Genomic DNA, 25,852 nt, shown 5'->3' with positions numbered 1-25,852 from the left:
CCCGTTACGCCTGACGACCATAGCGAGCGTGAACCACCTGATCCCATGCCGAACTCAGCAGTGAAACCGCTTAGCGCCGATGGTAGTGTGGGGTCTCCCCATGCGAGAGTAGGTCATCGTCAGGCACCTATACCGCAAAAAACCCAGCCAAACGGCTGGGTTTTTTGTTGCGCCGAAGAAAAGCCCCGAACACAGCATGTTCGGGGCTTTTTGCTGTGGGCATGCTCCGTCCGGGGGGGATCGGCAATAAAAAGCCGCCCGTTAGGGGCGGCTAAATAGGTTACTAAACGATTAGCGGTGGTACTGTTTCTCGCGTTCAGGCTGCCATAGAATGGCGTCTACCCGTAAACGGGTTGCCTGTCGGTTAGGCAGTGGCCAATCGATAGTATCGCCTACCTTCACACCTAAAAGACTAGCACCGATGGGGGCCATAATGGAGATGGCATCTTCGGTGTTACCGAGAGAGTGCGGGTAAACCAGTGTACGTACTATCTGCTGATTACGCGTGAGATCGGTAAACTGAATTTGGCTATTCATGCTCACAACGTTATCAGGAATCTCTTCGGGATTGACTATTTCCCCGTGACTAAGCTCATCTTGTAACAGCTCAGCCACCATTTGATCCTTTTCAGTCGCTGCATCAATCAGGCGCTGCAAGCGGTCTGCATCAAGCCGATTGATTATAAGGGGAGGTCGCTGCCCCATGATGCTCTCCTTGGCAAACGCAGTAGCAAAAGGCTGGTTGCGTCGTTATACAAATGGTGTTGAATGACATAAAAAAAGCCCTCTCCATAAAGAAAGGACTGTCGAGATATCAAGCTAGTAGTGTACGACACTTCGAACGAAAAGACGACGCGCTTAGAGTGAGGTGCGCATAAAGTGCTATGATGCAGGCCGCCACGCGAGCAAGCTGTTATATCGCGTTTATGGGTTGCAGATTATGTTAGAGGTGAAAGGTGAGTGACACGGTACCCACGTCATGGCTTGTTTACTGCCGGCCAGGTTTTGAACACGATGCGTTGGCAGAGATGCAGCACCATGCGAAGCAACAGGGGGTTCCCTGTGAGCCGATGCAAGGTGAAGGCTGGGTAAGTTTAACGCGCCATGATGGCGAGGCGATAAATGATTTACACCGTCAGGCAGCCTTTAAACGGCTCATATTTGCGAGGCAAAGTTTAGCAGCGCTGCCCGCGTTGACCCTGTCTCGGGATGATCGGCTTACGGCGATTTTAGATCAGGTCAAAGCAAGCCGCTGGAGCTTTGAAGAAATTTGGCACGAAACGCCGGATACTAATGATGGCAAAGCGCTAGCCGGATTAATTAAAGCGCTGACAAAACCTCTTCAGAGTATGTTGAAAAAGCGTGGTGCATTACGGGGTAAGGCGGGGGCTCGCCGCTTGCATATTTTTTGGACAGACGGTGATCGTGTGCAGCTAGGCATGAGCTTTCCCGATAACCGCAGTGAGTTAATTAACGGAATTCGTCGCCTGCGTTTTCCATCCAGAGCGCCTAGCCGTTCAACGTTGAAGCTCGAAGAAGCCTGGCACGAGTTTATCCCCCGGGGAGAGTGGGACGAGCGCCTAGCTACGCATATGCAGGCGGCTGATTTAGGCGCAGCGCCAGGTGGCTGGACATGGCAGCTTGTGCAGCGCGGTATGTATGTCTATGCCATCGATAACGGCCCAATGGACAAACAGCTCATGGCCACCGGGCAGATCGATCACTTACGTGAAGATGGCTTTACCTGGGAGCCGCCCCAGCGTTTGGACTGGCTGGTGTGTGACATCGTCGACAAGCCAGTGCGGGTCTTGGCCATGGTTGAGCGCTGGCTGACGCGCAAGTGGTGCCGGGAGGCCATTTTTAACCTCAAGCTGCCGATGAAAAAGCGCTGGTATGAAGTAACTCGCTGTTTGGCAACGCTAGAAGAAGCGTTAGCGACAGCGGGCGTAGGGGCCACTATTCGTTGTCGCCACCTCTACCATGATCGGGAAGAGGTGACGGTATACGTTAGGCTGGCTCACTAACCTGGCAGGTATCCGCCGCTGGGCTAGTAGCCTGGCTCATAAATGCGGATGGTTTCGTCTTCGGTAAGTAGCGGTAAAATACGCTGCATTGCCATGGCGCGCTCTTCACTGGCGTGCCACTCTTTCCAAGCGCGCAAGTCGCGCCATTTGGTAATCATTAAACGGCGGTCTGTGTGGCCAAGCTCAACCAAGGTTTCACCACCAACGAAGCCTCTAACGCCCAGTGACACACGCATTGCTTCGCGCGCTGCTTGTTCATATTCGTCCTCTAAACCGGGCATAATGCGCCGTTCAATGATGATTTTTATCATAGTGTCTGTTTCCTAACCGAGAGAGTCGATGACTGATAATACCGATGACCACAACGCGTTTGACGCTGAACTAGATACCACCGGGCTGTATTGCCCTGAGCCTATTATGCTGATGCATAATAAAGTCCGTGATATGACAGCAGGCCAAGTATTGAAGGTCGTGGCAACCGACCCTGCGACTACGCGCGATGTGCCAAAATTTTGTCAATTTTTAGGGCACGAGCTGATAGATAAAAATATCGCAGACGATCAGTACGTCTACTTTATCCGCTTAGCGTGATCTTGTGGAGCCAAAGCAAGGCGCTCAACGACTAAGGGTGTAGCGCCTTGCCTATTATCGCTAAGCGTGATCACTACTCGGCACTACCATCATGGCGAGTGCCTCAAGCGTGGCTGGATCCTCTTCCAGAATGCGATTAGCAATATGGCGTTGGAAGAAATAGACGGTTTGATGCCGAGAATGCGCGTCGTACAAGCACTTGTCGCCCAGTAAAATGGGGGTCATGGTGGCTTTTTGCTCGTCTGCCACCATCGCTTCTATGCTGCCATCACTATACAGCCGCCATCCGTACACAGGCTTCATGTGCCATGGCGCATTAGGGTGGTTCATGCAGAGTGCATGTGTGCCCAAAGTATCAGGAAGCTGTTGAATCAGCGTAATTTCGCTAGAAGCCTCATACTCAAAATAGCTGGCAGCGGCGTTTAGCTCATCGTACTTATGGTCAGGGGGAAGCTCGAAAATTTCGTCGGTTTCAGGGTCTCGGTAGCCGACGAAGAAACCACTTTCATGGCTATCCAGCTCATGGCAGGCCGCCAGCGACTCCATCCAAGGAACAAGCCCCACAACGTTGCCATCTTCCCTAAGCCCCCAGGCAAGAATGGGCAGGCCGTAGTAGGTGTCGGGACTCGCAGCGAGCTGGTAGACCATCTCTAAGCCATCTAGCTCTGGTGCTAAACGAACTAAACACTTTCGCGCCTGCTGACGCTGACGCACGGTTTCCAGGTCGATGACCTGGGCAGAGCGAGTTGACAGGGGTGCGCCCATGGTGTCCCTCCTTGTACTGCGTGGTCACGACATTGGCAGACAGTGAACACCGCCTGCCGCTACCTTCACCAATAGCACAGCTTGAGCGCGAGGTTAAGCGTAAACATGATTTTTAATCGACATCACAGGCAGAAAATGCCGCTTTTAGTTGCTGGCGCTCCTCCAAAGCATTCTGAAATTGTAGCCAAGGTGCCTCAGGGTTACTCACTCATAGAGAACCACGAAGTTTGATAGGCCGTAATAGCCTCAGGGGAGGAAATAGGGTGAACGTCAATTAATTGATTGACGTGGGTCAGCCACTGTTCAGACTGCTGCGCCAGGCTTGGTCGGCGCTGTTGTCACCACATCCCTCCAGAAATAGGCTCGCCGAAGCGGCTAGCCACTTGCCGTAACGTTGCTTGGGGACTCCTGTTGGCTGATCGTTTTTAATCGCCAAGCCAGCAATATAGCGGCTGTGCTGAGACCAGCAATCAGCCCAATCCAGTAACCGTGTACACCCATTGGTTCAGACACACCTCCCAAGCCATAGGCTCCTAACCAGTGTCCGCCCCCTAAGCCCACAATCCAATAAGAGAGCACGGTGATGACCATGACGATGCGCGTGTCTTTATAGCCGCGTAGTGCCCCTGCCAAATTCACCTGCAAAGAATCCGACAGCTGAAAAACAACCGCTAACGCGATAATGGTTAATGCTAATGCCTGGATCTCAGTATTGGATGTGTAGAGTGAAATCACTGTTGGGGCCGTAAACCACAATAGCGTGCTATTGATCGCCGCAACGATGACGCTAATCGTAATGCCATTCCAGGCAACTTTACGTGCCATGGCTAAGCGTCGCTGGCCCAGCGTATTACCTACTCGAACGGTCAACGCCATGCTTAACGACATGGGCAGCATAAACAGAATGGTGGTGTAACTGAGGGCGATTTGGTGCGCACCTACAGTAACTTCTCCAAAGCTGGCTATAAAAAGCGCGATCAGAGTAAATAGAGTGACTTCAACAAAAATCGCGACGCCGATAGGCACACCCACCACCACAAGTTCACGAATGCCCGCCAATTGTGGCGGCGTAAGCTGCTCCCAAAGTGAAACGCTGCGGTAGGTGTTTCCGCGTCTTGTATAAAGCGCCATCGCGATGGCCATTGTCCACATCGAAATAGCGGTAGCAATACCGCAGCCAAAAGCCCCCAGCGCCGGTAGCTGTTGCAAGCTATTAGGGATGCCAGTACCCAATAGATTGACTAGGCCATCACCACCGTAAATGAGCAAATAGTTAAAGGGAATGTTAACGGTAAGGCCCACAAGGCTGATCCAGAGAGCAGGGCGAGTATGATTCATGCCATCTGAAAAGGCGCGTAACGCTTGAAAAAGCGCGATCCCAGGCATTCCAAAAGCAACGGCGCTTAGATAAGCCGCCGACTCCTGTGCAACACCAGGAGGAACGTTCATCAGTTCAAAAATAGGTGTAACGGCGACCCATAATAAACCTGCGGCAGTGATGCCTAATGCCAACGCCACCCAAAGGGCTTGATGTACGGCTGGGCGTATATCGTTATTGCGCTGGCCGCCTAATAAGTGCGCCACGATCGGCGTTAGCCCCATCAGCGTGCCGGTCATAAACAGCATCAGCGGCATCCATAAGCTTGAGCCCACTGATACGGCGGCTAAGTCCGTTGCGTTGTGTCTACCTGTCATCATGACATCGACAACGCTCATGCCCGCCTGGGCTAGCTGGGCGCCGCAAATAGGCAAGGCCAGCGCAACAAGTGTGCGAGTTTCTGGCCAATAGATGGATTTGATATCGCTAGTAAAGCCGCCCAAGGTATGGCTCCCCTTTAGCCAAGAGACCTAAGAAAGGCCGATAGAGTAGCAGGAGTCGCTGCGCTTTGCTGTCTCCTCTTTAGCTGGTTAAGCCACAGCGGGTATACTGCGCGAAATGCATGGGAAAAGTGGCAATATGGTGATTGAAGAGCAAGAGCGTTGGACCCTGGGCGATATTATGGCGCTGTTTGATGGCGTCTTTGCGGCGCATTACCAGACGCGTTTGATAAAAGGAGGCGATGAGCCGCTGTATCGACCAGCCACCGATCAAACGCCTTATCATCAGGTCATTTTTGCGCGTGGTTACTTTGCCAGTGCGCTACATGAAATCAGCCATTGGTGTATTGCGGGCAAAGAAAGGCGACTGTTAGAAGATTATGGCTATTGGTACTTGCCCGATGGCCGTAACGGCCAAGAGCAGCAAGCATTCGAAAATGCTGAAATTGCTCCTCAGGCGCTGGAACAGCTATTCACCCAGGCCTGCGGGCGTACCTTCCACGTGAGCGTGGATAACCTAGGGGGCGAAGTAGAGGTAGATCGAGATGCCTTTGCGCAGAGAGTCGCTGCCCGGGCGCAGCGCTATTTAGCAGAAGGGTTGCCGCAACGCGCCAATGCGTTTTACTTAGCTTTGGCGCGCTACTATCAGCAGGGCAATACGTTGGAACAGGCAATAGCCGCAGGCAGAGCGCTGCTAGCAGCCACTGAAGTTAGCGCTTAATCTTTTTCATTAAGCTGTTGGTGCAACGTGAGCATCACCTTAACTTCGTGCTCTGGACGCATTGGCTCTAAGCCCAAGTCGTTAAACATCTCGCTACGTAGGCGGTGCCATTCACTAGAGCTGATCTGATCGTAAAGTACCCCTGCGGGTGCCAGCTCTACAAAAGGGTCCAGGCCGTAGGTGTCAAACAAACGCGCCAGCGCGGCCTCATCTTCGCCGTTATCGCTGGTGTATAGCGTGGCAGAGAAGTGGTCGTTCTCTAATTCACGAATCACATCTAGAGGGCTGACGCCTAGGCTCTCTAACTCCTCAATGCTGTAAGCGCCCATCACATTGCTATCTTCGGTGATCCAGCTGTCGTCCGGCTGGATCAGCGTTTGTTTGATTCGTCCGTCGGGTAACGACCACGCAATAGAGAGCGGCAAGCCATTATCTTCGCCTATTTCAATGGCAATAAATCCAGGATAGTCAGCCACGCAGTTGCTCCTTTTAAGCGTCCGCTTCAATTCGGAAAAAACGCTGGGCGGTGCGAGTGGTCGCCACGCCAAGCTCGGTATCACTCACGTCATGCCAGCGGGCTATTTCTTTAACAATCCAGGGCAGTAGTGCTGGTTCGTGGCGGCGTCCCTTCAATTTAGCAGGCAAATTGCGGGGCAGTAGGTAAGGGCAGTCGGTTTCCACCATCAGGCGGTCTAGCGGTATATCGCGCACCATGTCGCGCAGGTGATGGCCTCTGCGCTCATCGCATATCCAGCCTGTCAAACCAATGTGCAGATCTAAATCAAGATAGCCATGCAGCGTCTCTTGGTCTGCCGTAAAGCAGTGTATAACCGCTTGGCTAATATCATTTCGCCAACTGCGCAGTATGTCTTGCATTCGCTTGCCAGCATCCCGCTCATGCAAAAACAGCGGCAGGCCGCTTTCTGCTGACAGAGCCAACTGCGCCTCGAACGCACGCTCCTGCTGCTCTGGGGTTGAAAAGTTGCGATTAAAATCTAACCCGCACTCGCCAACCGCCACAACCTCCGGCATACGGTAAAGCTGCCGCATTTCTTGGGCGACCGTGTCATTCCACCCACTGGCATCATGGGGATGAACGCCCGCCGTTGCGTAGACCCCCGTGTACTGCTGAGCCATCTGCACGGCCTGCTTAGCATGGGCGACATCGGTGCCGGTCACGATAAGCGTCGTGACATTGGCTGCCTTGGCCCGCGCCAGCACGTCACCCAGGTCGCGCTGAAAACTTTCGTGGGTCAAATTCGCGCCAATATCCACTAAAGGCGTCGAAGGGCGAAATTGCAGTGCTTCGGGTAAAAACGTATCGGCCTCAGTGCTTGCCAAACTGTATTCCTCCGCCATGTGTCATTAACGCTATTGTAACGCTGGCGGCCCACAACCACTAATGCTCCTACCGTTCACACACAGTACGAATGGCACGAATTGCAAAAAAACTGGCTTGTTAGGTAAACAGAAACCGAGTGTTTACTTTTACTATGCAGGTGGTTCATCGCATAAATGCACAGTAAATACTGGCTTAATAACAACAATAGACAGGTATATATCATGCAGCTATCACGTCGCTTCGCAATGACAGCACTATCAGCAGCGGTACTTACGGCAGTCTACGCGCCTCAAGTAACGGCCAATGAGGGCATCTCTGATAATGAGATTCGGATTGGCTATTTGGCTGATATGTCAGGCGTTTACCGTGACCCCATCGGCCCGCTTGGCGAGGATGCCATTCATATGGCGATAGAAGATGTTGGCGGTAGCGTGCAGGGTGCCAATATCGTTGTTTTTAGTGCCGATGACCGAAATAGTCCCGATGTTGGCTCTAGCGTCGTACGTGAATGGATCGATGAGCGCAACGTCGACATGGTCACAGGTTTAGTGGCGTCATCGGTCACATTAGCGGCAGTAAGTTTGTTGCAAGAGGCCGATAAGCTGGGCCTAGTGAATGGCGCGGTTTCATCCGGTGTTACCAATGAGCACTGCTCGCCTAATCATATCCACTGGGTTTACGACACCTGGGCAATGTCCAATGGTACCGCCAAAGCGATTACGCAAGAGGGCTATAAAAACTGGTACCTACTCAGCGCTGACTACTCGTTTGGGCATGCGCTAGAAGCGGACGTTGAACGTATAGTGACTGAAAATGGCGGAACCATTGTAGGCCGCGCTCGCCATCCATTCCCCAATAACGATTTCTCATCGTTCATGTTACAAGCGCAAGCCTCTGGCGCAGATGTCATTGCCTTAAACAATGCCGGTGGCGACACCATTAACGCGGTACAAACAGCGGGTGAGTTTGGTATTACCCAGGCCGGCCAGGTGCTGGCAGGTATGGTGCTGTTTAGTACCGATATCCGCAGTATTGGTCTTGAGAATGCGCAAGGGCTGCAGTTTACCAAGGCGTGGTATTACGACCTTAACGAAGAGACGCGGGCCTGGGCAGAACGTTTTCGTGAGCGCACAGGCAGCATGCCGACCATGGTTCACGCCGGGATTTATTCCAGCACGCGCCACTATCTAGAGGCCATTGCAGCGGTGGGTACCGACGATACACAGACGGTGCGCCAGCAGATGGCCGATACGCCGATTAACGATATTTTTGCCAAAAATGGCTATATCCGTGAAGACGGCCGTATGGTGCATGATATGTATCTCGTCGAAGTGAAAACGCCAGAAGAGTCGGCCGATGCAGACGACCTTTTCCGCGTCGTGCGCACTATCCCAGCAGAGGAAGCGTTCCGGCCGCTGTCTGAAAGTGTCTGCCCACTGGTAACGGGTTAATTCATCGCTGAAGCCTTTTAGACCATAACAACAAGGACTTAGCATGACGCTTACCAACTCAATCCACCGTAATACCATTGGCGCTGCGCTTAACCGCAGCGCTCGCAAATACCCCCAGCAGCTTGCGCTTCGCTTTGCTGACCGTTCATGGAGCTATCAAGCCCTTAACGTGGCCGCTAACCAAGTGGCTAACGCTCTTTTAGAGGCGGGGCTTGTCCCGGGAGACCGACTAGCGGTATACGGAAAAAACTCAGATGCCTATGTGATTGCCTGGCTGGCAGCGGTTAAGGCTGGGCTGGTGCATGTCCCGGTCAACTTTGTCCTGAGCAGTGAAGAGCTTGGCTACATTTTGCAGCAATCAGGCACTAAGGGAGTACTGAGTGATGCCTCACTTGCTGACAAAGTGCGCGAGGCCACTCAGGCAATCACGCTGACGGTGAATGGCACCTTGCATGCTGTGGAGCCTGGCGGCTTCGACGTATTAGCCAGCGTCGGGTCGTCCCACTCAAGTAATGAGCCCGACGTGGCGCTAGAGGGGAGTAGCCTTGCCCAGCTGCTCTACACCTCGGGTACGACCGCCGCGCCCAAGGCCGCGATGATGAGCCATCAGGCGTTAATGGCAGAGTATATGGCGTGCATGGTAGAGCTGGATATTAAAGGCAGTGAGGCGATGTTGGCCGCGTTGCCGCTTTACCACTCGGCACAAATGCACGTGTTTTTGATGCCCGCGTTACTGCTTGGTGCCCCGGTTATTCTCCTGGAAGCGCCAATGCCAGACAGCTGCTTAGCCGCCATTGCTCAGCACCAGATTACCTCATTTTTTGCACCGCCGACGGTATGGATTAGCCTCTTACGCCATCCCCAGTTCGGCCAGCACGACCTCTCTACCCTGCAAAAAGCCTATTACGGTGCCTCTATTATGCCGGTACCTGTACTGGAAGAGATGCAGCAGCGCTTTCCTGGCGTGGGCTTATACAACTGCTACGGCCAGAGCGAAATAGCCCCATTAGCGACTGTTTTACGACCTGAAGAGCATGCGGAGCGCCCGGCATCGGCGGGCCGCCCGATCCTTACGGTAGAAACGCGCATCGTCGATTTAGAAGGGAACGACGTTGCCCCTGGTGAACATGGTGAAATTGTGCATCGCTCGCCGCAGCTAATGGTGGGTTACTGGGATAAGCCCGCGATGACCGCTGAAGCGTTTCAAGGCGGCTGGTTTCACTCAGGAGATGTCGGCTATATCGACGAGGCGGGTTACCTATATATCGTAGATCGTATTAAAGACGTCATTAATACCGGCGGTGTGTTGGTGGCTAGCCGAGAAGTGGAAGAGGCACTCTTTAAGCACGCGGCGATTGCTGAGGTCGCCGTGATAGGCCTTCCCGATGAGAAGTGGATTGAAGCGATTACGGCAGTGGTGGTGCTGAAAGAGGGGCAGGAGGCGAGCGAGCAGGAACTGATTCATCACACCAAAAGCATTGTGGCGCCCTATAAAGTGCCTAAACGGATTGTCTTTACTGACGCGCTCCCGAAAAGCACGGCAGGGAAAATTTTAAAGCGCCACCTGCGCCAAGAGTTTAAGGAGTCATGATGGACGAGCAGACACACGCGCTTTTTCACACCATGATTACCCGCTGCTTAGCACAGGAAGTGGCACCGTTTTACCCGCAGTGGGAAGACGCAGGAGAAATACCACGCTCTTTATGGAAGGCGCTGGGCGCCGCTGGGCTGTTAGGCATTGATTTAGACGAAGCGTATGGCGGTTCGGCGGCCGATATTGCGGTGACTCAGCTGGCACTAGAGGAGATGTCTCGCCAAGGTTTTGGTGGCCTTGCCAGTGCCTACAACATTCACGCCAATATCGTTATGCCCTATGTGCAGAACTTGGGGTCGCCTGAACAGAAAGAGACATGGCTACCGCGCATGGCGCAAGGTGATTGCTTAGGAGCGATTGCCATGAGCGAACCCCACGCAGGCAGTGATTTAGCGGCGATGAAAACCCGAGCCACGCGTATAGACGATGGTTGGCTGCTCAACGGTAGCAAACTGTTCATCACCAACGGCCAAGTGGCTGATTTGGTAATCGTATGCGCGAAAACAGACCCCAGCGCTGGCGCAAAAGGGGTCTCACTGTTTTTGGTGGACACCGCGTTACCCGGATTTTCTCGTGGTAAGCCGATCAAAAAAATTGGCCAGCACGCTAGTGATACGGCGGAGCTGGCCTTTGATCAACTGAAACTGCCTGCTAATGCGCTATTAGGTGAAGAGGGCGAAGGGTTTCGCTACCTCATGCAAGAGCTGCCCCGGGAGCGTTTAGGCGTGGGTGCCCAAGCCTTGGGGGCAATAGAGGGTGCGCTAGCGCTAACGCTTGAGTACGTCACCCAGCGGGAAGCCTTTGGCCAGCGAATCGCCGACTTTCAAAATACCCGCTTTACGCTGGCGCAGATTAAAGCCCAGCTTGAAATGGCAAGAGCCTATTTCGATCAGTGCGTCGAACGGTATCGACAAGGCACCATGAGTAGCACCGATGCGGCTATTCTCAAGTTACAGCTGAGCGAACTGCAGTGCCATGCGATTGATCGCTGCTTGCAGCTGTTTGGTGGCTACGGCTACACCCAGGAGTACCCCATTTCACGCTTTTATCTGGATGCACGGGTACAAACGATTTACGCCGGCAGCTCCGAGATCATGAAAGAGGTGATCGCACGTTCGCTGCTGGGCAAGGCCCCGTAATGCAAGGACCTGTGATGTTAGGACCTGAGTATTGTTAACAAGGAGCATGTATGCAGCTGGATAGCGTAGTTATTGTGGGCGGTGCACGCACGGCCATCGGCGCTTTTGGTGGGGCGCTGTCATCCTTTGCCCCGCATGAGCTAGGTACCCTTACGGCCATAGAAGCGCTGCGCCGAGCAGGGGTGGAAGGCAATGACATTGACCACTCTGTGTACGGTCATATTATCACCACCGGCCCTGAAGATGCCTATTTGGCCCGCCATATTGCACTCAATGCAGGCGTCCCAAAAGAAGCCGGTGCCTTTAATGTCAATCGGCTGTGCGGCTCCGGTGTGCAAGCGGTGGTGTCAGCTGCGCAGCAAATTGCCTTAGGCGACAGCCGACTTGCCTTAGCAGGTGGTGCCGAAACCATGTCCCGTGGTGCCTATGTGTTAGCCCCCCAGGCGCGTAACGGTATTCGTATGGGCGACACAAGCATTCAAGATTTAACCCTTGGCGTGCTTAGCGACCCGTTCGGCAGTGGCCATATGGGGATCACTGCTGAAAATATTGCTCAGCAGTACGGGCTGAGTCGCGAACAGTTGGATCAGTTCGCCCTCGATAGCCACCAAAAAGCGGCACAGGCCATTTCAGAAGGGCGTTTTGATACTCAAATCGTGCCAGTCGAGGTGACGAAAGGGAAGCAAACGCTGACCTTTGCCCGTGATGAGCATGTCCGTGAGGGCGTTGAACTTGGCGATTTAGCGCGTCTCAAACCTGCGTTCAAACGCGACGGCGTGGTCACGGCTGGCAACGCCTCGGGTATTAATGATGGCGCGGCTACGCTGGTCTTGGCTCATGCCGAAGAGGCACAGGCGCGGGGGCTGACGGTACGTGCTCGGCTGCGGGTGGCCACCACGGCGGGGGTCGAACCATCGCTAATGGGGTTAGGGCCTATTCCAGCAGTCAAGCGCTGCCTTCAGCAGGCAGGGCTTACGATCAACGACATCGATGTGATTGAATCCAATGAAGCGTTTGCGGCCCAAGCGATGGCGGTGGCATCGACGCTTGGTTTTCCATTGGAAAAGTTAAATCCCAATGGCGGGGCGGTTGCCCTTGGCCACCCCGTGGGGGCGACAGGCGCTATCTTAATCTTGAAAGCGCTGCATGAGCTGGAGCGTATTCAGGGGCGCTATGGGCTCATTACGCTCTGCATTGGCGGTGGGCAAGGTATCGCGCTATTGATCGAGCGCTAAGCCGCACCGGGTATCTAACAACAATCAAAGGTATGTCTTATGTCGACGATAACGCCAAAACTGCTTCCTTCTACGTCCTCTGCCACCAACCCTCCCATGCTGATCAAGGATCTGCTGGAGTCCGGTGTGCGCATGGCGGGCAACAACCAAATTGTGTATCGCGATCAAAGCCGCCACGACTACCGCCGATTTCAAGAGCGGGTCCATCAACTGGCTCATCTGTTGACGGTGCAGGGAGTGCAGGCAGGAGATGTGGTGGCGGTGATGGATTGGGACAGCCACCGCTATCTGGAATGCTTCTTCGCCATTCCCATGATAGGTGCGGTGCTGCACACGGTGAACGTCCGCCTGGCACCCGAACAGATTCTCTACACCATGCAGCATGCGGAAGACGTCTTCGTGCTGGTGCATGAGGACTTCGTGCCTCTGCTGGAGCCGCTGGCGCAGCAACTTCCCGATATTCGTGGCTACGTGCTTTGTCAGGAAGAGCGCCGTGACGTCTCGACGTCGCTGCCACTGGTGGGGGAGTACGAGGCCCTGCTGGCTGACCAGCCCAGCCATTATGATTTCCCCACGTTCGATGAAAATGGCGTGGCCACGCTGTTCTACACGACCGGCACGACCGGCAACCCGAAAGGGGTGTTCTTCACTCATCGTCAGCTGGTGTTGCACACGCTGGGCGAGACCAGCACGTTCCAGGCGCCTGGCTTCGAGCTGTTGAACCGAGACAAGGTGTATATGCCCATTACGCCGATGTTTCACGTGCATGCCTGGGGCGTCCCTTACACCGCCACGCTGCTGGGCGCGACGCAAGTGTACCCGGGCAAATACGAGCCGGAGATGCTGGTGAAGCTGCTGGTCAGTGAAAAGGTCGATTTTTCTCACTGCGTACCGACACTGCTCAACATGGTGGTGAGCGCGGAGGCCATCGCGACGAAAAAAGTCGATTTGACTGGCTGGAAAGTGCTGGTCGGAGGTAGCGCCTTGACCCAGGCGTTGGCAAGCCGTGCCTGGGCGCTTGGGATCGACACCCGCAGCGCTTATGGCATGTCGGAAACGTGTCCTCTGCTCACTGCCGATATCTTGCCGAAGGAGGTTGCGGAGGCTGACTTCGAAAGCCAGTTGCCGTGGCGCTGTAAAGCAGGGCTTCCGGTGCCGTTTGTAAGGCTGCAGGTGGTCGATGTTGACGGCCAGCCGCTCCCCCACGATGGCAAAAGTGTCGGGGAGGTGCGTGTCCAAGCCCCGTGGCTAACCCAGGCTTACTATAAAGAAGAAAAGCGTAGTGAGGAGCTGTGGCGGGATGGCTGGCTGCATACCGGAGATGTGGGTTCTCTGGATGAGCATGGTTTCCTAGCAATTAGCGACCGTATTAAAGATGTCATTAAAACCGGAGGCGAGTGGCTGTCCTCGTTGGAGCTGGAAAGCTATATCAGCCAGTGTCCTGGTGTTGCCGAAGTGGCGGTGATAGGCGTGGCAGATGATAAGTGGGGAGAGCGCCCGGCCGCGCTGGTGGTGCCCAGTGATCTCAAACAGCCGCCTACCGTAGAGGCTATCCAGGGCTTTATGGAACAGTTTGTGGCGCAAGGCAAACTCAACCGTTGGGGTGTTCCCTCTCTGATTCGTATCGTCGATGAAATCCCTAAAACCAGCGTCGGCAAGCTAGATAAAAAGCGCATTCGTACCGAGATATAAGCGCGAACCTCTCACCTTGTCGCCTGTGCTTTACGGTAGGCGGCAGGGGAGTTGCCTGTCCACTGCTTAAAGGCGCGGCTAAAGCAGGCTAAGTCCTCAAAGCCAAGCGTTTCTGCAATGGAAGATAGCGTACGCTGGCTTCGGGTCAGCGCTTGAATAGCGTAGTCACGCCGGTACTCATCCTTAACAGCTTGAAAGCGCGTACCCTCTAGTTGTAAATGCCTCGAGAGCGTCCGTACGGAGACATGCAGCGCCTCGGCAACCTCTTGAACGGTACACGCCTCCGGCAAGTGACGGCTGAGGTGCTCTCTCACCCGGTGGGTGGCTAAGCGGTCTTCAAACGAGACATAAAACCAATCCGCCGGTGCGCGTTGTAAAAAAGCCCCCAAATGCTGCTTTGTTTGCCGAATAGGCTGTTCTAAGAGCGACTTGTCGAAGTAAACAGCTGTTTGTGGCTGGTCGAACTTCACTTTTCCCGGATAAAAATAGAGGTAGTCGGCGCTGTGGGCGGGCTGCGGGTAGCTGCACTCCATTAAAACGGGCGGTATCTTGCGAGCAATCATCCAGGAAGCGATGCCGTGGAAAAGTTTTAGCATCAGCTCATGGACTAAAATGCGGCTGCCTTGCAGCGGCGCATGCTCTTCCAGCGCCAGACGCGCTAAGTCGTCTTCAATCGTAAAGCTGTAGCCAAAATCATCCAGAAGTATGCGAAAAAACTGGGTATAGCGATGCAGGGCGACCTGTAGGGTAGGCGCTTCCAGCATACTTAAGCACAGCAGCTTGAGGGTTCCACAGCGTAAAGGGCGTGAGAAAAAACGCGGTGTTTCATCGTCTAGCTCAACGGCCAGCAGGCGGTAGAGCTCAGCAAATTGCTCAACGGTGACGCGCCCATTAGGAGCACTAAGTAAAAAGGGTGAAATGCCTGCTTGTTCTAAATAGCGGGTGGGTGGTTGCCCCGCAGCGGTTAGGCCACGAAATAACTCATTAACAAAATGCATGGAGACTGTCACTGTCACGGTGATTTCACCTTACCAGCGTTTTTCAACACCGCTTTATTGTTGTTAATTAGCCTATGACGTTAGCACGTTGTCTCGCTTGGCTCTACAAGGGGGCATCGTAATTCGGAAGCATGCGTTACACTGTGCGCCTCACGACGAAGGAGGACACTGCGTGACCCTGTTACGACTCGAACAGCTGCAACTCGCTTACGGCACCCAAGTACTGCTCGATCGCGCCGACCTGACGGTTGAAAGAGGCGAGCGGCTGGCGCTGGTCGGACGCAACGGCACCGGTAAATCCACGCTACTAAAGCTCGTAGCGGGCGATATTCAGCCGGATGATGGCACCATTTGGCGTGCGCCGGGCTTAAAAATCGGCGTGCTGGCCCAGGAGTTGCCTGAATCATCGGGCATGACGATTTTTGATATGGTCGCCCAAGGCCTACCCGAAGCGGGCGAGCTGCTGTCTGAATATCAGCACCTCATCAATGACCCAGACCCAGATATGAACCGCATGGCGACGCTGCAGACGCGGCTCGAGGCCATTGACGGCTGGTCGTTTCATCAGCGTATCGATGTCGTGCTCACACGACTGGGTTTGCCACCCGAAGCGGAGATGAGCGCGCTTTCCGGCGGCTGGCGTCGTCGCGTGGCCCTGGCCCGTGCGCTGGTTTCCGAGCCGGACCTACTGCTGCTGGACGAGCCGACCAACCATTTAGACCTGGACACCATCGCGTGGCTGGAAGAGCAGCTGCTCGCTTTCAACGGCGCTGTGCTGCTGATCACCCACGACCGGGCGTTCCTGTCGAAACTCGCGACGAATATTTTAGAACTGGATCGCGGGAAGCTCGGGCGTTATCCCGGTGTCTACAGCGAGTATCAAGAGCGCAAACAGCACGAGCTGGAGGTCGAATCGCGCGAGAATGCATTGTTCGATAAAAAGCTCGCTCAGGAAGAGGCCTGGATTCGCCAGGGGATCAAAGCGCGCCGTACCCGTAACGAAGGGCGCGTCCGCGCGCTAGAAGCCATGCGCAATGAGCGCAGCCAACGCCGCGAGCGTCAAGGCACCGCCAGTCTCACGGTGGATAGTGGCGAGCGCACCGGTAAGCGGGTGGTCGAGCTCAAAGGCGTTACTCAGCGCTTTGGTGATGAGGTGATCCTGCGCAACGTGAACCTGGAAGTGATGCGTGGCGACCGCATCGGCTTCTTGGGGCGTAACGGTGCCGGTAAAACCACGCTGTTGAAAATATTGCTTGGCGAGCTGGCCCCTACCGAAGGCAGCGTACAGTTAGGTACTAATCTCAAAGTGGCCTATTTTGATCAGCTACGGGCCGGCCTCGAGTTGGAAAAAACGGTGTATGACAACGTAGCCCAGGGGAGTGATCGCGTCAGCGTGGGCGGTAAAGACCGCCATGTGATGAGCTATCTGCAGGATTTCTTGTTCACCCCAGATCGCGTGCGTCAGCCAGTGAAAGCGCTATCCGGGGGCGAGTCCAATCGCCTGCTGTTAGCCAAGCTGTTTACTCAGCCTGCTAACGTACTGGTGCTGGATGAGCCCACCAACGACCTAGACATGGAAACGTTGGAGCTGCTTGAAGAGCTGCTGTTAGATTTTGATGGCACGCTGCTTCTGGTTTCCCACGACCGAACCTTCATGGATAACGTGGTGACCAGCATGCTGGCCTTCGAAGGTGAAGGGCGCGTGCGTGAATACGTGGGCGGCTATACCGACTGGATTCGCCAGGGCGGTAAGTTACCCCCTGCACCGTGGGAAGGTGCTGCACGCCAGCACACAGAACCCACCAGCGAGGCCGTTAAAAAAGCTGCGCCAGCCCCAGCGGCTGAACCGGCCAAAAAAGCTGTTAAGCTCTCTTACAAACTACAGCGTGAGCTAGATGCGCTGCCAGCTGAGATTGAACGCTTAGAGGGGGACGTAGAGACGCTTGAGCAGGAGATTGGCGACCCGGCGTTTTATCAGCAGGAGGCCACCGCTGTGACGGCTAAACTGCAAGCGCTAGAGAAGGTTCAGCAGGCACTGGAAGTGGCGATGGAGCGTTGGATGGAGCTTGAAGCAATGGCCAATGGCGAATAGCTAGCGCTGTTATATGCTAAAGGCCCCGGGTGGGGCCTTTACCGTTAAAAAAGCTATTCGTCGCTTTTTTCACCTTTTTTGCCCACACGAACGGCTAAAACGTCGCACTGAGCGCCGCGTAATACGCCAGTAGAGGTGGAGCCAAGCAGCAAAGCAAAGCCGTGACGGCCATGGGAGCCGACCACGATGAGGTCAACGTCGTGCTCTTCGGCAAAGCGGTGAATCTCCGTGTCCGGCATACCTACCACTACATGCTGGTCAGCAGCCTCGACGTGAGGCGCGGCGATCTCCGCTAAGCGCTTCTTGGCATGCTCATCTAGCTGGTCCTGGATGCTGGTAAGATCCATAGGAATATCGCCGCCGTAGGCGAATCCCAAGGGTTCCAGAGTGTGCATGATCGAAATTTTCGCGCCGTTGTTGCGCTCGGCAATCGCCACCGCACGCTCAAGGATTTTGTGAGAGTCTTTGGTTAAGTCGACGGCGACCAGGATATGGCGATAGCTCATGGCGTATCTCCTTGGTGATGTGGCACACAGAAAGGCTCTTGTTCGATACCTTTACTTTAGGTCTGAAAATGAATCTTAACAACGACCTAGGTCATAGTTTTTAAATATTGCGAGTTGAGTTTGACGAAAAGAGGGTAAGCGTTGCAATGGAATGGTTGATCATCGTTTTTATTCTGATGTTTGTGATTGCGCCAGTCATGTGGTTAAAACCAAGCCCGCGCCAAAAGCGCCAGATGGCGCTGCGCTCCTGCGCAGCGCGTCAGGGGGTGACGGTCAAAATGGCCAAACCACCTCTACATCATTTTAGAGGCACGATGCCCGCGTATCGCTGGCACTACCCGCAACAGGCGCCTGGGCCTGATTTTGTACTGGTACGTGACTCCAACGCTAGTGACGCTTTGGAGCCTTTTCACGCGGGTTGGCGCTGGCGCATTGCGCCGCTGCGTCCCTTGCCCGATGTGGCCAGCACACACTTACGAACTCTGTTAGAGCGTCTGCCCCAGGATGCGTTGGTATTGGAATCTAACGCCCATTCGCTGACGCTATGGTGGTGGGAATCACAAACCGCCGAGCGGTTTACGCGCTATTTGGCGGATATCGAACCTCTCAAGAAGGCGTTGAGCGGCCTTTCAGACCACCCACCTGCCAAACCGCTAGCGCCAGATGGCGTGGAACAAAGAAACGTCTAACGATTAGGCTGTGGGGCTATCTTGATCCCTTGTCTGAATCGCCAGACCGTTGGATTCGATCAGCGCAAGCCACTTATCCAACTGGTCCAGGTCCTGTTCGCTCAAGCCTGCTAGCATCTCCTGACGCGCAGCCAGTACCACACTATCGATCTGCTCCAGGAGCGGTATGGCGGCTGGAGTAAGGTAGAGCCGTTTGCTGCGTCGATCGTCATCGCAGGCGCGACGCTCGACCAGACCTTGCGCCTCCAACTGTCCTAAAGTACGCACCAGCGACGGCGCCTCGACACCGATCGCGCGCGCCAAATCACACTGAGGATTGCCTTCCCCCAGTTTCCAAAGATGGTACAGAGTCACCCACCGGGTTTGGGTCAGCCCTAATGGTGCCAGCCTGCGATCGAGGATCGAGCGCCACAGATGGGGCAAACGAGCAATACGAAAACCAATTGTTGATGCCATAGGTAACTAACTGCCGAAAAGTGTAAGTGAACGAATTGTCATAAGCTGCGTCGCTGAATGCAAGGTGTTCTGCTACTCCGGCTCTGATGAGTCGCTTTGAGTGCCGTTCTTTCCAGGGATAAAACGACGTAAATTAAGCGCGCTCAGCCCGCTAGGCTGAATGGTGCTATCGGCGACGGTTGCCTTGTCAGCATCTTCCGACACAGTAAACCGAATTAGGCCCAGCCGCTGGCCACCGTCCGTCATAATATCGACCCGCCACTCCCCCGATGGGTCTTCGGGGAAGTTCTGCTTGTGGCTCCATGCGCGGTAGCCTTGTTCGCGCCCGCCGTTAATCGCAAGCTCCACAGTGTCCATTTCTGCACCGTTATGATGCCACGCATGGTAGATAGTTTCGCTTAATCCGCGAGGCGCACGAATAGCGGTATACACATACAGCCCATTACTGCGGATAGCATCAGGCGTCAATGCCATGGTGCCTTGAGGTGTGCGCTGCTGTGTATCAAACGCTGGGGATAGCGCTGTGCTGGTCATCCAGAGGCTAGCGGGCGGTACCCACACGCGACCAAGCCATGCCCCATAAGCCAGCACCACGGTTAGTGCAAAAAAGCCTAGCCAGCGCGCGAGGGAGCGCTTTTTCAATAAATGCCAAAAGCTAGGTAGAGCCACTAAAACAGTTAATACCAATGCTAACAGTAGGCTCTGTCCCGTGGTGAGGTGCACCATGATGGGCAGAATGACCAGTAGTACCAAGAACACACACTGGGCATGAAACATAAAATAGAGACTGCGCCAGCGCCCAGCGAGCTTGTAGTAGAGCGGATCGATAATCGACCACACGGCCATGCCAATCACCAACAGCGCGAACAGCGCTTGGCCGCTGTTCCACACGGTGGTCACCAGAATAAACGGCAAGGTAAAAAACAGCGTCTCCTGGTGAATCATTTGAGCGATAAAAGCGGTAATGCCTTTCGGCAGCGTCGGATGACCGCGATGGGCCAGCCAGCGGCCAATCACACTTTCGGATAGCAGTAGTAGCCAAGCGAACAGCAGGCCGAGTGCCAAGGCTGCGCCTAGCCACTGTTGGCGATCAACGAGGAAAAAGCTGCCTAATCCGGCCGCAAACGCCATGGGCGGCCAGAGCCAACTCCAGGGCTTTAGGCGCTCTACGATCCTTTCGACGCGCCCTTGCAGTGCTTCCATGCGGGCGGGAGTTAAGAGTGTCCCCATAGCGTTAAAAACTCGTCAATGAAACGGATATGATCGTTGGGATAGCGGGTAAAGTCGATGTGATACGCCATTATGCGCTAAAAAAGCGTAAGAAATGTGTGCATTTAGAAAGGTGTCTATCAAGCAAGCGGATTAGCCAAAAGTCAGGGCTTGACGTACTGGCGTAACTCAACCAAGCTAAGGCAATCAAACGACCGTATGAAATGCGTGGCAGGCTCGTCAACGGCGTGCCAGCCCGAACTTGTGGAGAGAGCGCGCATGATCTATCAAGGCAATGCCATCACGGTGGAGCGTCGTGACACCCAGGGTGGCAATGACATCGCAATGCTCACTTTCGATTTGAAAGATGAGTCCGTCAATAAGCTATCCAGCGCCGTTATGGCAGAGCTGGGCGATGCGGTAAAAGCGATTCAGGCCGAAAGTGGTTTGAAAGGGCTGATGATACGCAGTGGCAAAGATGCTTTTATCGTCGGTGCTGATATCACCGAATTCCACAGCCTGTTCGACAAGGGCGAAGAGTATCTGGTGGAGATGAACCTCAAGGTTCACGACATCTTCAATGCGATTGAGGACCTGCCTTTCCCCACCGTGACGGCGATCAACGGGTTGGCGCTGGGCGGCGGTTGCGAAGTGCTGCTGACCACCGATTTCCGCGTGATGAGCGAGAAGGCCAAGATTGGCCTGCCAGAAACCAAGCTGGGCATTCTGCCGGGTTGGGGTGGCTGCGTGCGCCTGCCGCGCCTGATTGGTGCCGATAACGCCGTTGAGTGGATTGCGGGTGGCACTGAAAACCGCGCAGATGCTGCCTTGAAAGTAGGCGCCGTGGATGCCGCTGTTGCCCACGAGCAGTTGGAAGAGGCGGCACTGGATATCCTCGACCGCGCCAATGCCGGCGAATTGGATTATCACGCTCGTCGCGAAGAGAAAAAATCACCGCTCAAACTCAACGCCATCGAACAAATGATGGCGTTCGAAACCGCTAAAGGATACGTCGCTGGCAAAGCGGGCCCGCACTATCCCGCCCCGGTTGAAGCCATCAAAGTGATTCAAAAGGGCGCAGGCGAGACTCGCGCCCGCGCGCAGGCCATTGAAGCCAAGTCGTTCGCCAAGCTGGCGCTGAGCAGCGTTGCCTTCAACTTGGTAGGCCTGTTCATTAATGACCAAGTCGTTAAAAAGAAAGGCAGCAAATACGAGAAGCAGGCGCAGCCGGTGAAGCAAACCGCCGTGCTGGGCGCTGGTATTATGGGCGGGGGTATTGCCTACCAAAGCGCCAGCAAAGGCACGCCCATCCTGATGAAAGACATCAAGGACGACGCCATCGAGCTAGGCCTGAAAGAGGCGCGCAAGCTGTTCTCTAGGCAGGTAGAGCGTAAAAAGCTCACCACCGAGCAGATGGCCGAAAAACTCTCTAACATCCGTCCAACGCTCTCTTACGGCGATTTCGGTAATGTCGATTTGGTCGTAGAAGCGGTGGTCGAGAACCCCAACGTCAAAGACGCCGTGTTGACCGAAGTAGAAGACAAGGTAAGTGAGAACACAATTCTGACTTCCAACACGTCGACCATTTCGATTAACCGTCTGGCTAAGAACCTGAAGCGCCCGGAAAATTTCTGTGGCATGCACTTCTTCAACCCCGTGCACCGTATGCCGCTGGTGGAAGTCATTCGTGGCGAGAAAACCTCGGACGCCGCCGTTGCCGCAACCGTGGCTTATGCCCGGGCCATGGGTAAAACCCCCATCGTGGTGAATGACTGCCCTGGGTTCTTGGTCAATCGTGTGCTTTTCCCTTACTTCGGTGGCTTTAGCTTCCTGGTCGAGCAGGGTGCCGACTTCCAGCGCGTCGATAAAGTCATGGAGAAGTTTGGCTGGCCCATGGGCCCGGCGTACCTGCTGGATGTCGTCGGCATGGATACCGCCGTGCACGCCAACGAGGTGATGGCCGAAGGCTTCCCGGATCGTATGGCACGTGAAGGCAAAACCGCTATTCAAGTGATGTACGATAACAAGCGCCTGGGTCAGAAGAACGACAAAGGCTTCTACGCCTACGAAGAAGATAAGAAGGGTAAGCCTAAGAAAGTCAGCGACGAGCAGGCTTACGCACTAGTAAAAGAAGTGGTGAAAGAGCAAAAAGAGTTTTCGGATGAGGACATCATTGCTCGCATGATGGTGCCGCTGTGCCTTGAGACTGTGCGTTGCTTGGAAGATGGCATTGTCGATACGCCCGCAGAAGCCGATATGGCGCTGATTTACGGCATTGGCTTCCCTCCCTTCCGTGGCGGTGCGCTGCGCTACATCGACGCGCTGGGCGTAGCCGAGTTTGTTGCGCTGGCCGACCGTTTAGCACAAGAGCTGGGGCCGCTTTATGCACCCACCGAGAAGCTGCGTGCCATGGCACAGAATAACGAGCAGTTCTACGCTGGCACCACTGCAAACGCTCAGGCCTAAGTCACCACCCACAGGAGAAATAAGATGAGTTTGAATCCGAGAGATATCGTGGTGGTTGACGGTGTTCGTACCGCCATGGCGAAAGCGAAAAACGGCGCCTTCCGCAACGTGCGTGCCGAAAACCTCTCCGCTGCCGTGATGCAGGCGCTGTTTACCCGAAACCCTAATCTGGATCCGTCGGAAGTAGACGACGTGATCTGGGGCTGCGTCAATCAGACACTAGAGCAGTCAATGAACATCGCTCGCAACGCGGCGATCATGACCGGTATTCCTCGTACGGTGCCTGCCCAAACGGTTAACCGCCTCTGCGGCTCTTCGATGACCGCACTGCATATTGCTGCTGCAAACATTAGAGCGGGCATGGGTGATTTTTACGTGATCGGCGGTGTTGAGCACATGGAGCACGTACCGATGGCTCACGGCGTCGACGTGAATCCGGCGGCGAGCAAATACGCGGCCAAAGCCGCCATGATGATGGGGCTCACGGCGGAACTGCTGGGTAAAATGCACGGTATTTCCCGCGAAGATCAGGACAAGTTCGGTGTCCGTTCGCATCAACGTGCACAAGCGGCGATGGAGAAGGGCTACTTCGACAATGAGATCATCGGCGTCGAAGGTCACGACCAGCGTGGTTTCAAAGTGCTAGTGAAAAATGATGAGGTGATTCGCGCCGATGCCAGCCTGGAATCCATGGCGAACCTGAAGCCGGTCTTCGATCCGCGTAACGGTACCGTGACGGCGGGCACTTCATCAGCGCTTTCAGTGGGCGCTTCCGCCATGGCCGTGATGAGCTACGAGCGTGCCCAGGCGCTGGGGCTGGAGCCGATTGCCAAAGTGCTCTCGACCGGTGTGGCCGGCTGCGATGCCTCCATCATGGGCTATGGCCCGGTGCCAGCCTCTAAAAAGGCACTGAAAGCGGCGGGCTTGTCTGCAGCGGATATTCAAACCGTCGAGCTGAACGAGGCATTTGCCGCGCAGGGGCTGCCGGTGTTGAAAGACCTCGGCTTCCTGGACGCCATGGACGAAAAAGTGAACCTGCATGGCGGTGCCATCGCCTTGGGTCACCCGTTAGGCTGCTCGGGCTCGCGTATCTGCACCACGCTGCTGAACGTCATGCAGCAGCGCGATACCACCCTGGGCCTAGCCACCATGTGTATTGGCATGGGACAAGGGGTTGCCACGGTGTTCGAGCGTTTGAAGTAATACGCGCTCTTCCCCGTAATGAAAACGGCACCCTGAGCGGTGCCGTTTTTCGTTTCAAGACGTTAAAACAATCCGTTATCCAACCCAGCAGCAAGGGTCATGCCCAGCTCTTCGGCTTGGCTGATAAACGCCTCTTGCCACTCGCCGCGAAAAATCAGAGGGTCCTGCACCCAGCGCCAGCGTAGTCCCGTAACGATACTTTCCACTGCCCGACGAGTACCCGTTCCATCATGCCCCGCGCGGATGTAGAGTGCGCAGGGCAGGCCCTGCTTCTCTTCCAGTACGCCGTAGTAGCTGCGGTCGAAAAAGTCCTTTAGCGCGCCGCTCATGGTGCCTAGGTTTTCGGTAGTGCCCAATACGATACCGTCACAATCGAGGATGTCCGTCGGTCCTGCGTCGAAAGGCGTTTTGACGATGCACGTCACTGACTCGATATCCTCATGTTCTGCACCTCGCTGTACGGCCTCGCTCAAGACGCGGGTATTGATGGAGGGGGAGTGAGCGACGATTAATAAGCGTTTCATGAGGATGTCTTCAGGCAATTGGCGGTAAGTTCAAGAGGTGCCACACTGTAGGCACTTAATGACACAGCCTAGAGGCCTTAGGGCAAACCAATCAAACGCTTTCAAATCGCGTATGGGATAGGGTGTTCCGTGTTGAACGATCAAAAAGGGAATTGCGTCATGCGCCAGCAGACCAAAGCGATAGGGGTCGCCAGTCTTTGTTCATTAACGCTGTTGTTGGCAGGGTGTGCGGGTCAACCAAGTGCCCCAGCCCGTAACGACAGCCGTTCAGCTCCTGCCGCGAGCAGTGAAGAGATAGTTCCTGCTGCAGCCGCATCGAACTATCAACCCGTCAGAATGGCACAGGCGGAAGATTGGGCACCCCCGCTGCAGGCGAGCCCGGAAGAGGACGCCGCTTACTATGTGAGCCGGTTATCCGACCGCCGTTTTGTCAGCCAGTATGGTGGGCCCGATAACCCAAGACCCTGGTATATCGCAGCCGAGCGTCTGGGCGAAATAGGTATGCCTGCCGTTCCGCTGCTGTTTGCCCGCCTCAATACCGAGGACCAGTACGAACTTATGCTGGTGCTCTACGCATTGCAGTTAGCCACACAAGACCCGCTCGTGACCTTCCAAACCGGCGGCGAAGCCGTTCAACTGCCGACGGTACTGGACCCAAGCGCCAATGGGGAAAATCGGCGCATTGCTCAGCAGTGGTGGGAGCGCTATGCGACACAGTTGGAGTTGCGCTAACACATTCGCTACATTGACCCTTGCCCCTTATTTCGCTGATTAGGAGAGCTCTATGGCATTTGCACTATCTAGCATGCAAGTCACCAGCACGGCCTTTGGTAACCATCAAGCGATTCCTGCCAAGCACACGGGTGAGGGCGACGATGTTTCCCCTGCGCTCGCTTGGCAAGGGGCTCCGGAAGGCACCAAAGGGTTTGCGGTGATCTGCCACGACCCTGATGCCCCGCTGGTGAAAGAGGGCAGCTACGGGTTTGTGCACTGGGTGCTTTACAACCTGCCGGGGGATATCACCTCGCTGGATGAAAACACCACGCTAGGCACGTTGGGTATGGCTGATTTTGGTAAACCTGGCTACGGCGGGCCCATGCCCCCAGAAGGCCACGGCAGCCACCTTTACTATTTCTGGGTGCTGGCGCTGGATGAACAAACAATGCTGCCGGAAGGACTTACGTTGCCTGAACTATTGAGCGCCGTTGAGCCTCACTTGTTAGGCATGAACCGTCTCGTCGGCACCTACGAGCGCGCCTGATTTACCTCCCCAGGCTGGAGCATTCCGCTGAAGCCGTGTAGGCTCCGTCGCTTGCTAATGTTTGTGTGATTGTCTG

Annotated in this window: 25 protein-coding genes and 1 rRNA gene; 15 read left to right on the top strand and 11 right to left on the bottom strand. The window is 54.9% G+C overall.

The genetic code is table 11. The annotated features are described in order from the left end of the window. The first annotated feature begins 9 nt into the window (after positions 1-9). A 5S ribosomal RNA gene (rrf, locus tag L1249_RS11990) occupies positions 10-125 on the top strand. A 166-nt stretch (positions 126-291) separates the two neighbouring features. On the opposite strand, the gene rnk is transcribed toward rrf, so the two are convergent. Continuing rightward, complete coding sequence (gene rnk, locus L1249_RS11985) at positions 292-705, bottom strand: nucleoside diphosphate kinase regulator (RefSeq protein ID WP_228168851.1); 414 nt, start codon at positions 703-705, stop codon at positions 292-294. A 251-nt stretch (positions 706-956) separates the two neighbouring features. Between rnk and rlmM the strand changes: the two genes are divergently transcribed. Further along, positions 957-2,024 (top strand): 23S rRNA (cytidine(2498)-2'-O)-methyltransferase RlmM, encoded by a 1,068-nt coding sequence (gene rlmM, locus L1249_RS11980; protein WP_228168850.1) that lies wholly within the window; start codon positions 957-959, stop codon positions 2,022-2,024. Between the two features lie 23 nt (positions 2,025-2,047). On the opposite strand, the gene L1249_RS11975 is transcribed toward rlmM, so the two are convergent. Further along, complete coding sequence (locus L1249_RS11975) at positions 2,048-2,335, bottom strand: antibiotic biosynthesis monooxygenase family protein (protein WP_044629788.1); 288 nt, start codon at positions 2,333-2,335, stop codon at positions 2,048-2,050. A 28-nt stretch (positions 2,336-2,363) separates the two neighbouring features. Here L1249_RS11975 and tusA point away from each other — a divergent pair, with 28 nt between their 5' ends. Beyond that, positions 2,364-2,615 carry a sulfurtransferase TusA gene (gene tusA, locus L1249_RS11970; protein ID WP_044629787.1) on the top strand — a complete coding sequence of 84 codons (252 nt, stop codon included), beginning with the start codon at positions 2,364-2,366 and terminating at the stop codon, positions 2,613-2,615. Positions 2,616-2,675: 60 nt separating this feature from the next. Here tusA and L1249_RS11965 read toward each other — a convergent pair whose 3' ends face one another. Further along, positions 2,676-3,380: a hypothetical protein gene (locus tag L1249_RS11965; protein WP_044629786.1), complete on the bottom strand. Its 705-nt coding sequence runs from the start codon at positions 3,378-3,380 to the stop codon at positions 2,676-2,678. Between the two features lie 375 nt (positions 3,381-3,755). Continuing rightward, entirely contained in the window at positions 3,756-5,201 is a 1,446-nt protein-coding gene (locus tag L1249_RS11960; RefSeq protein WP_228168849.1) for an MATE family efflux transporter, read from the bottom strand. Positions 5,202-5,337: 136 nt separating this feature from the next. On the opposite strand from L1249_RS11960, the gene L1249_RS11955 reads away from it, so the two are divergent. Further along, positions 5,338-5,919, top strand: coding sequence for an elongation factor P hydroxylase (locus L1249_RS11955; protein WP_044629784.1), 582 nt, complete (start codon positions 5,338-5,340; stop codon positions 5,917-5,919). Here L1249_RS11955 and L1249_RS11950 read toward each other — a convergent pair. Beyond that, complete coding sequence (locus L1249_RS11950; RefSeq protein ID WP_044629783.1) at positions 5,916-6,395, bottom strand: hypothetical protein; 480 nt, start codon at positions 6,393-6,395, stop codon at positions 5,916-5,918. The genes L1249_RS11955 and L1249_RS11950 overlap by 4 nt on opposite strands. A gap of 13 nt (positions 6,396-6,408) precedes the next feature. Continuing rightward, positions 6,409-7,278, bottom strand: coding sequence for a TatD family hydrolase (locus tag L1249_RS11945; protein ID WP_054641085.1), 870 nt, complete (start codon positions 7,276-7,278; stop codon positions 6,409-6,411). 204 nt (positions 7,279-7,482) lie between these two features. Between L1249_RS11945 and L1249_RS11940 the strand changes: the two genes are divergently transcribed. The 5 genes from L1249_RS11940 to L1249_RS11920 are packed head-to-tail and all read left to right on the top strand — an operon-like array spanning position 7,483 to position 14,372. Continuing rightward, the gene (locus L1249_RS11940; protein WP_044629781.1) at positions 7,483-8,712 is read left to right on the top strand and encodes an ABC transporter substrate-binding protein; all 1,230 of its coding nucleotides are present in this window, start codon (positions 7,483-7,485) and stop codon (positions 8,710-8,712) included. Positions 8,713-8,755: 43 nt separating this feature from the next. Further along, complete coding sequence (locus tag L1249_RS11935) at positions 8,756-10,303, top strand: fatty acyl-CoA synthetase (protein WP_235253606.1); 1,548 nt, start codon at positions 8,756-8,758, stop codon at positions 10,301-10,303. Further along, positions 10,303-11,445 carry an acyl-CoA dehydrogenase family protein gene (locus tag L1249_RS11930; RefSeq protein ID WP_228168846.1) on the top strand — a complete coding sequence of 381 codons (1,143 nt, stop codon included), beginning with the start codon at positions 10,303-10,305 and terminating at the stop codon, positions 11,443-11,445. Before L1249_RS11935 ends, L1249_RS11930 begins: the two co-directional genes overlap by 1 nt. Positions 11,446-11,495: 50 nt before the next feature. Then, positions 11,496-12,680: a beta-ketothiolase BktB gene (gene bktB, locus L1249_RS11925; protein ID WP_228168845.1), complete on the top strand. Its 1,185-nt coding sequence runs from the start codon at positions 11,496-11,498 to the stop codon at positions 12,678-12,680. A 39-nt stretch (positions 12,681-12,719) separates the two neighbouring features. Continuing rightward, positions 12,720-14,372 (top strand): fatty acid--CoA ligase, encoded by a 1,653-nt coding sequence (locus L1249_RS11920; protein ID WP_228168844.1) that lies wholly within the window; start codon positions 12,720-12,722, stop codon positions 14,370-14,372. An 11-nt stretch (positions 14,373-14,383) separates the two neighbouring features. On the opposite strand, the gene L1249_RS11915 is transcribed toward L1249_RS11920, so the two are convergent. Beyond that, entirely contained in the window at positions 14,384-15,388 is a 1,005-nt protein-coding gene (locus L1249_RS11915) for an AraC family transcriptional regulator (protein WP_082051457.1), read from the bottom strand. Between the two features lie 154 nt (positions 15,389-15,542). On the opposite strand from L1249_RS11915, the gene L1249_RS11910 reads away from it, so the two are divergent. Continuing rightward, positions 15,543-17,462, top strand: a complete 1,920-nt coding sequence (locus L1249_RS11910; RefSeq protein ID WP_054645067.1) for an ATP-binding cassette domain-containing protein — start codon at positions 15,543-15,545, stop codon at positions 17,460-17,462. Between the two features lie 53 nt (positions 17,463-17,515). Here the strand turns inward: L1249_RS11910 and L1249_RS11905 are convergent, their stop codons facing one another. Then, on the bottom strand, positions 17,516-17,968 hold the full coding sequence (locus L1249_RS11905; protein WP_044629774.1) for a universal stress protein: 453 nt from the start codon (positions 17,966-17,968) through the stop codon (positions 17,516-17,518). Between the two features lie 146 nt (positions 17,969-18,114). Here L1249_RS11905 and L1249_RS11900 point away from each other — a divergent pair, with 146 nt between their 5' ends. Beyond that, the gene (locus L1249_RS11900; RefSeq protein ID WP_044629773.1) at positions 18,115-18,657 is read left to right on the top strand and encodes a hypothetical protein; all 543 of its coding nucleotides are present in this window, start codon (positions 18,115-18,117) and stop codon (positions 18,655-18,657) included. Between the two features lie 3 nt (positions 18,658-18,660). Here the strand turns inward: L1249_RS11900 and slyA are convergent, their stop codons facing one another. Beyond that, positions 18,661-19,113 carry a transcriptional regulator SlyA gene (gene slyA / locus L1249_RS11895; RefSeq protein WP_054641086.1) on the bottom strand — a complete coding sequence of 151 codons (453 nt, stop codon included), beginning with the start codon at positions 19,111-19,113 and terminating at the stop codon, positions 18,661-18,663. A 72-nt stretch (positions 19,114-19,185) separates the two neighbouring features. After that, positions 19,186-20,343 carry a DUF5924 family protein gene (locus tag L1249_RS11890; RefSeq protein WP_228168843.1) on the bottom strand — a complete coding sequence of 386 codons (1,158 nt, stop codon included), beginning with the start codon at positions 20,341-20,343 and terminating at the stop codon, positions 19,186-19,188. A 258-nt stretch (positions 20,344-20,601) separates the two neighbouring features. Here L1249_RS11890 and fadB point away from each other — a divergent pair, with 258 nt between their 5' ends. Both fadB and fadA read left to right on the top strand, forming a co-directional pair. Then, the gene (gene fadB, locus L1249_RS11885; protein ID WP_228168842.1) at positions 20,602-22,788 is read left to right on the top strand and encodes a fatty acid oxidation complex subunit alpha FadB; all 2,187 of its coding nucleotides are present in this window, start codon (positions 20,602-20,604) and stop codon (positions 22,786-22,788) included. A gap of 24 nt (positions 22,789-22,812) precedes the next feature. After that, complete coding sequence (gene fadA, locus L1249_RS11880) at positions 22,813-23,991, top strand: acetyl-CoA C-acyltransferase FadA (RefSeq protein ID WP_228168841.1); 1,179 nt, start codon at positions 22,813-22,815, stop codon at positions 23,989-23,991. 62 nt (positions 23,992-24,053) lie between these two features. Here fadA and L1249_RS11875 read toward each other — a convergent pair whose 3' ends face one another. Continuing rightward, on the bottom strand, positions 24,054-24,515 hold the full coding sequence (locus tag L1249_RS11875; RefSeq protein ID WP_054641087.1) for a flavodoxin family protein: 462 nt from the start codon (positions 24,513-24,515) through the stop codon (positions 24,054-24,056). Positions 24,516-24,674: 159 nt separating this feature from the next. On the opposite strand from L1249_RS11875, the gene L1249_RS11870 reads away from it, so the two are divergent. Both L1249_RS11870 and L1249_RS11865 read left to right on the top strand, forming a co-directional pair. After that, a complete protein-coding gene (locus tag L1249_RS11870) occupies positions 24,675-25,247 on the top strand; it encodes a hypothetical protein (protein ID WP_054641088.1) in 573 nt (190 codons plus the stop codon). A 52-nt stretch (positions 25,248-25,299) separates the two neighbouring features. Continuing rightward, on the top strand, positions 25,300-25,776 hold the full coding sequence (locus L1249_RS11865; protein ID WP_054641089.1) for a YbhB/YbcL family Raf kinase inhibitor-like protein: 477 nt from the start codon (positions 25,300-25,302) through the stop codon (positions 25,774-25,776). Positions 25,777-25,852: the final 76 nt, after the last annotated feature.

This window comes from Halomonas sp. Cn5-12 (assembly GCF_021532545.1).
In the GTDB taxonomy this organism is placed as follows: Bacteria; Pseudomonadota; Gammaproteobacteria; order Pseudomonadales; family Halomonadaceae; genus Vreelandella; species Vreelandella aquamarina.
This window is presented reverse-complemented; position numbering and strand designations above follow the sequence as displayed.

Excerpts from the sequence above, each read along its gene's own strand:
- rnk (WP_228168851.1), bottom strand. The coding sequence starts at position 705 with ATGGGGCAGCGACCTCCCCTTATAATCAATCGGCTTGATGCAGACCGC.
- L1249_RS11975 (WP_044629788.1), bottom strand. The coding sequence starts at position 2,335 with ATGATAAAAATCATCATTGAACGGCGCATTATGCCCGGTTTAGAGGAC.
- tusA (WP_044629787.1), top strand. The coding sequence starts at position 2,364 with ATGACTGATAATACCGATGACCACAACGCGTTTGACGCTGAACTAGAT.
- L1249_RS11965 (WP_044629786.1), bottom strand. The coding sequence starts at position 3,380 with ATGGGCGCACCCCTGTCAACTCGCTCTGCCCAGGTCATCGACCTGGAA.
- L1249_RS11955 (WP_044629784.1), top strand. The coding sequence starts at position 5,338 with ATGGTGATTGAAGAGCAAGAGCGTTGGACCCTGGGCGATATTATGGCG.
- L1249_RS11945 (WP_054641085.1), bottom strand. The coding sequence starts at position 7,278 with ATGGCGGAGGAATACAGTTTGGCAAGCACTGAGGCCGATACGTTTTTA.
- L1249_RS11940 (WP_044629781.1), top strand. The coding sequence starts at position 7,483 with ATGCAGCTATCACGTCGCTTCGCAATGACAGCACTATCAGCAGCGGTA.
- L1249_RS11935 (WP_235253606.1), top strand. The coding sequence starts at position 8,756 with ATGACGCTTACCAACTCAATCCACCGTAATACCATTGGCGCTGCGCTT.
- L1249_RS11930 (WP_228168846.1), top strand. The coding sequence starts at position 10,303 with ATGGACGAGCAGACACACGCGCTTTTTCACACCATGATTACCCGCTGC.
- bktB (WP_228168845.1), top strand. The coding sequence starts at position 11,496 with ATGCAGCTGGATAGCGTAGTTATTGTGGGCGGTGCACGCACGGCCATC.
- L1249_RS11920 (WP_228168844.1), top strand. The coding sequence starts at position 12,720 with ATGTCGACGATAACGCCAAAACTGCTTCCTTCTACGTCCTCTGCCACC.
- L1249_RS11905 (WP_044629774.1), bottom strand. The coding sequence starts at position 17,968 with ATGAGCTATCGCCATATCCTGGTCGCCGTCGACTTAACCAAAGACTCT.
- L1249_RS11900 (WP_044629773.1), top strand. The coding sequence starts at position 18,115 with ATGGAATGGTTGATCATCGTTTTTATTCTGATGTTTGTGATTGCGCCA.
- slyA (WP_054641086.1), bottom strand. The coding sequence starts at position 19,113 with ATGGCATCAACAATTGGTTTTCGTATTGCTCGTTTGCCCCATCTGTGG.
- L1249_RS11890 (WP_228168843.1), bottom strand. The coding sequence starts at position 20,343 with ATGGGGACACTCTTAACTCCCGCCCGCATGGAAGCACTGCAAGGGCGC.
- fadB (WP_228168842.1), top strand. The coding sequence starts at position 20,602 with ATGATCTATCAAGGCAATGCCATCACGGTGGAGCGTCGTGACACCCAG.
- fadA (WP_228168841.1), top strand. The coding sequence starts at position 22,813 with ATGAGTTTGAATCCGAGAGATATCGTGGTGGTTGACGGTGTTCGTACC.
- L1249_RS11875 (WP_054641087.1), bottom strand. The coding sequence starts at position 24,515 with ATGAAACGCTTATTAATCGTCGCTCACTCCCCCTCCATCAATACCCGC.
- L1249_RS11870 (WP_054641088.1), top strand. The coding sequence starts at position 24,675 with ATGCGCCAGCAGACCAAAGCGATAGGGGTCGCCAGTCTTTGTTCATTA.
- L1249_RS11865 (WP_054641089.1), top strand. The coding sequence starts at position 25,300 with ATGGCATTTGCACTATCTAGCATGCAAGTCACCAGCACGGCCTTTGGT.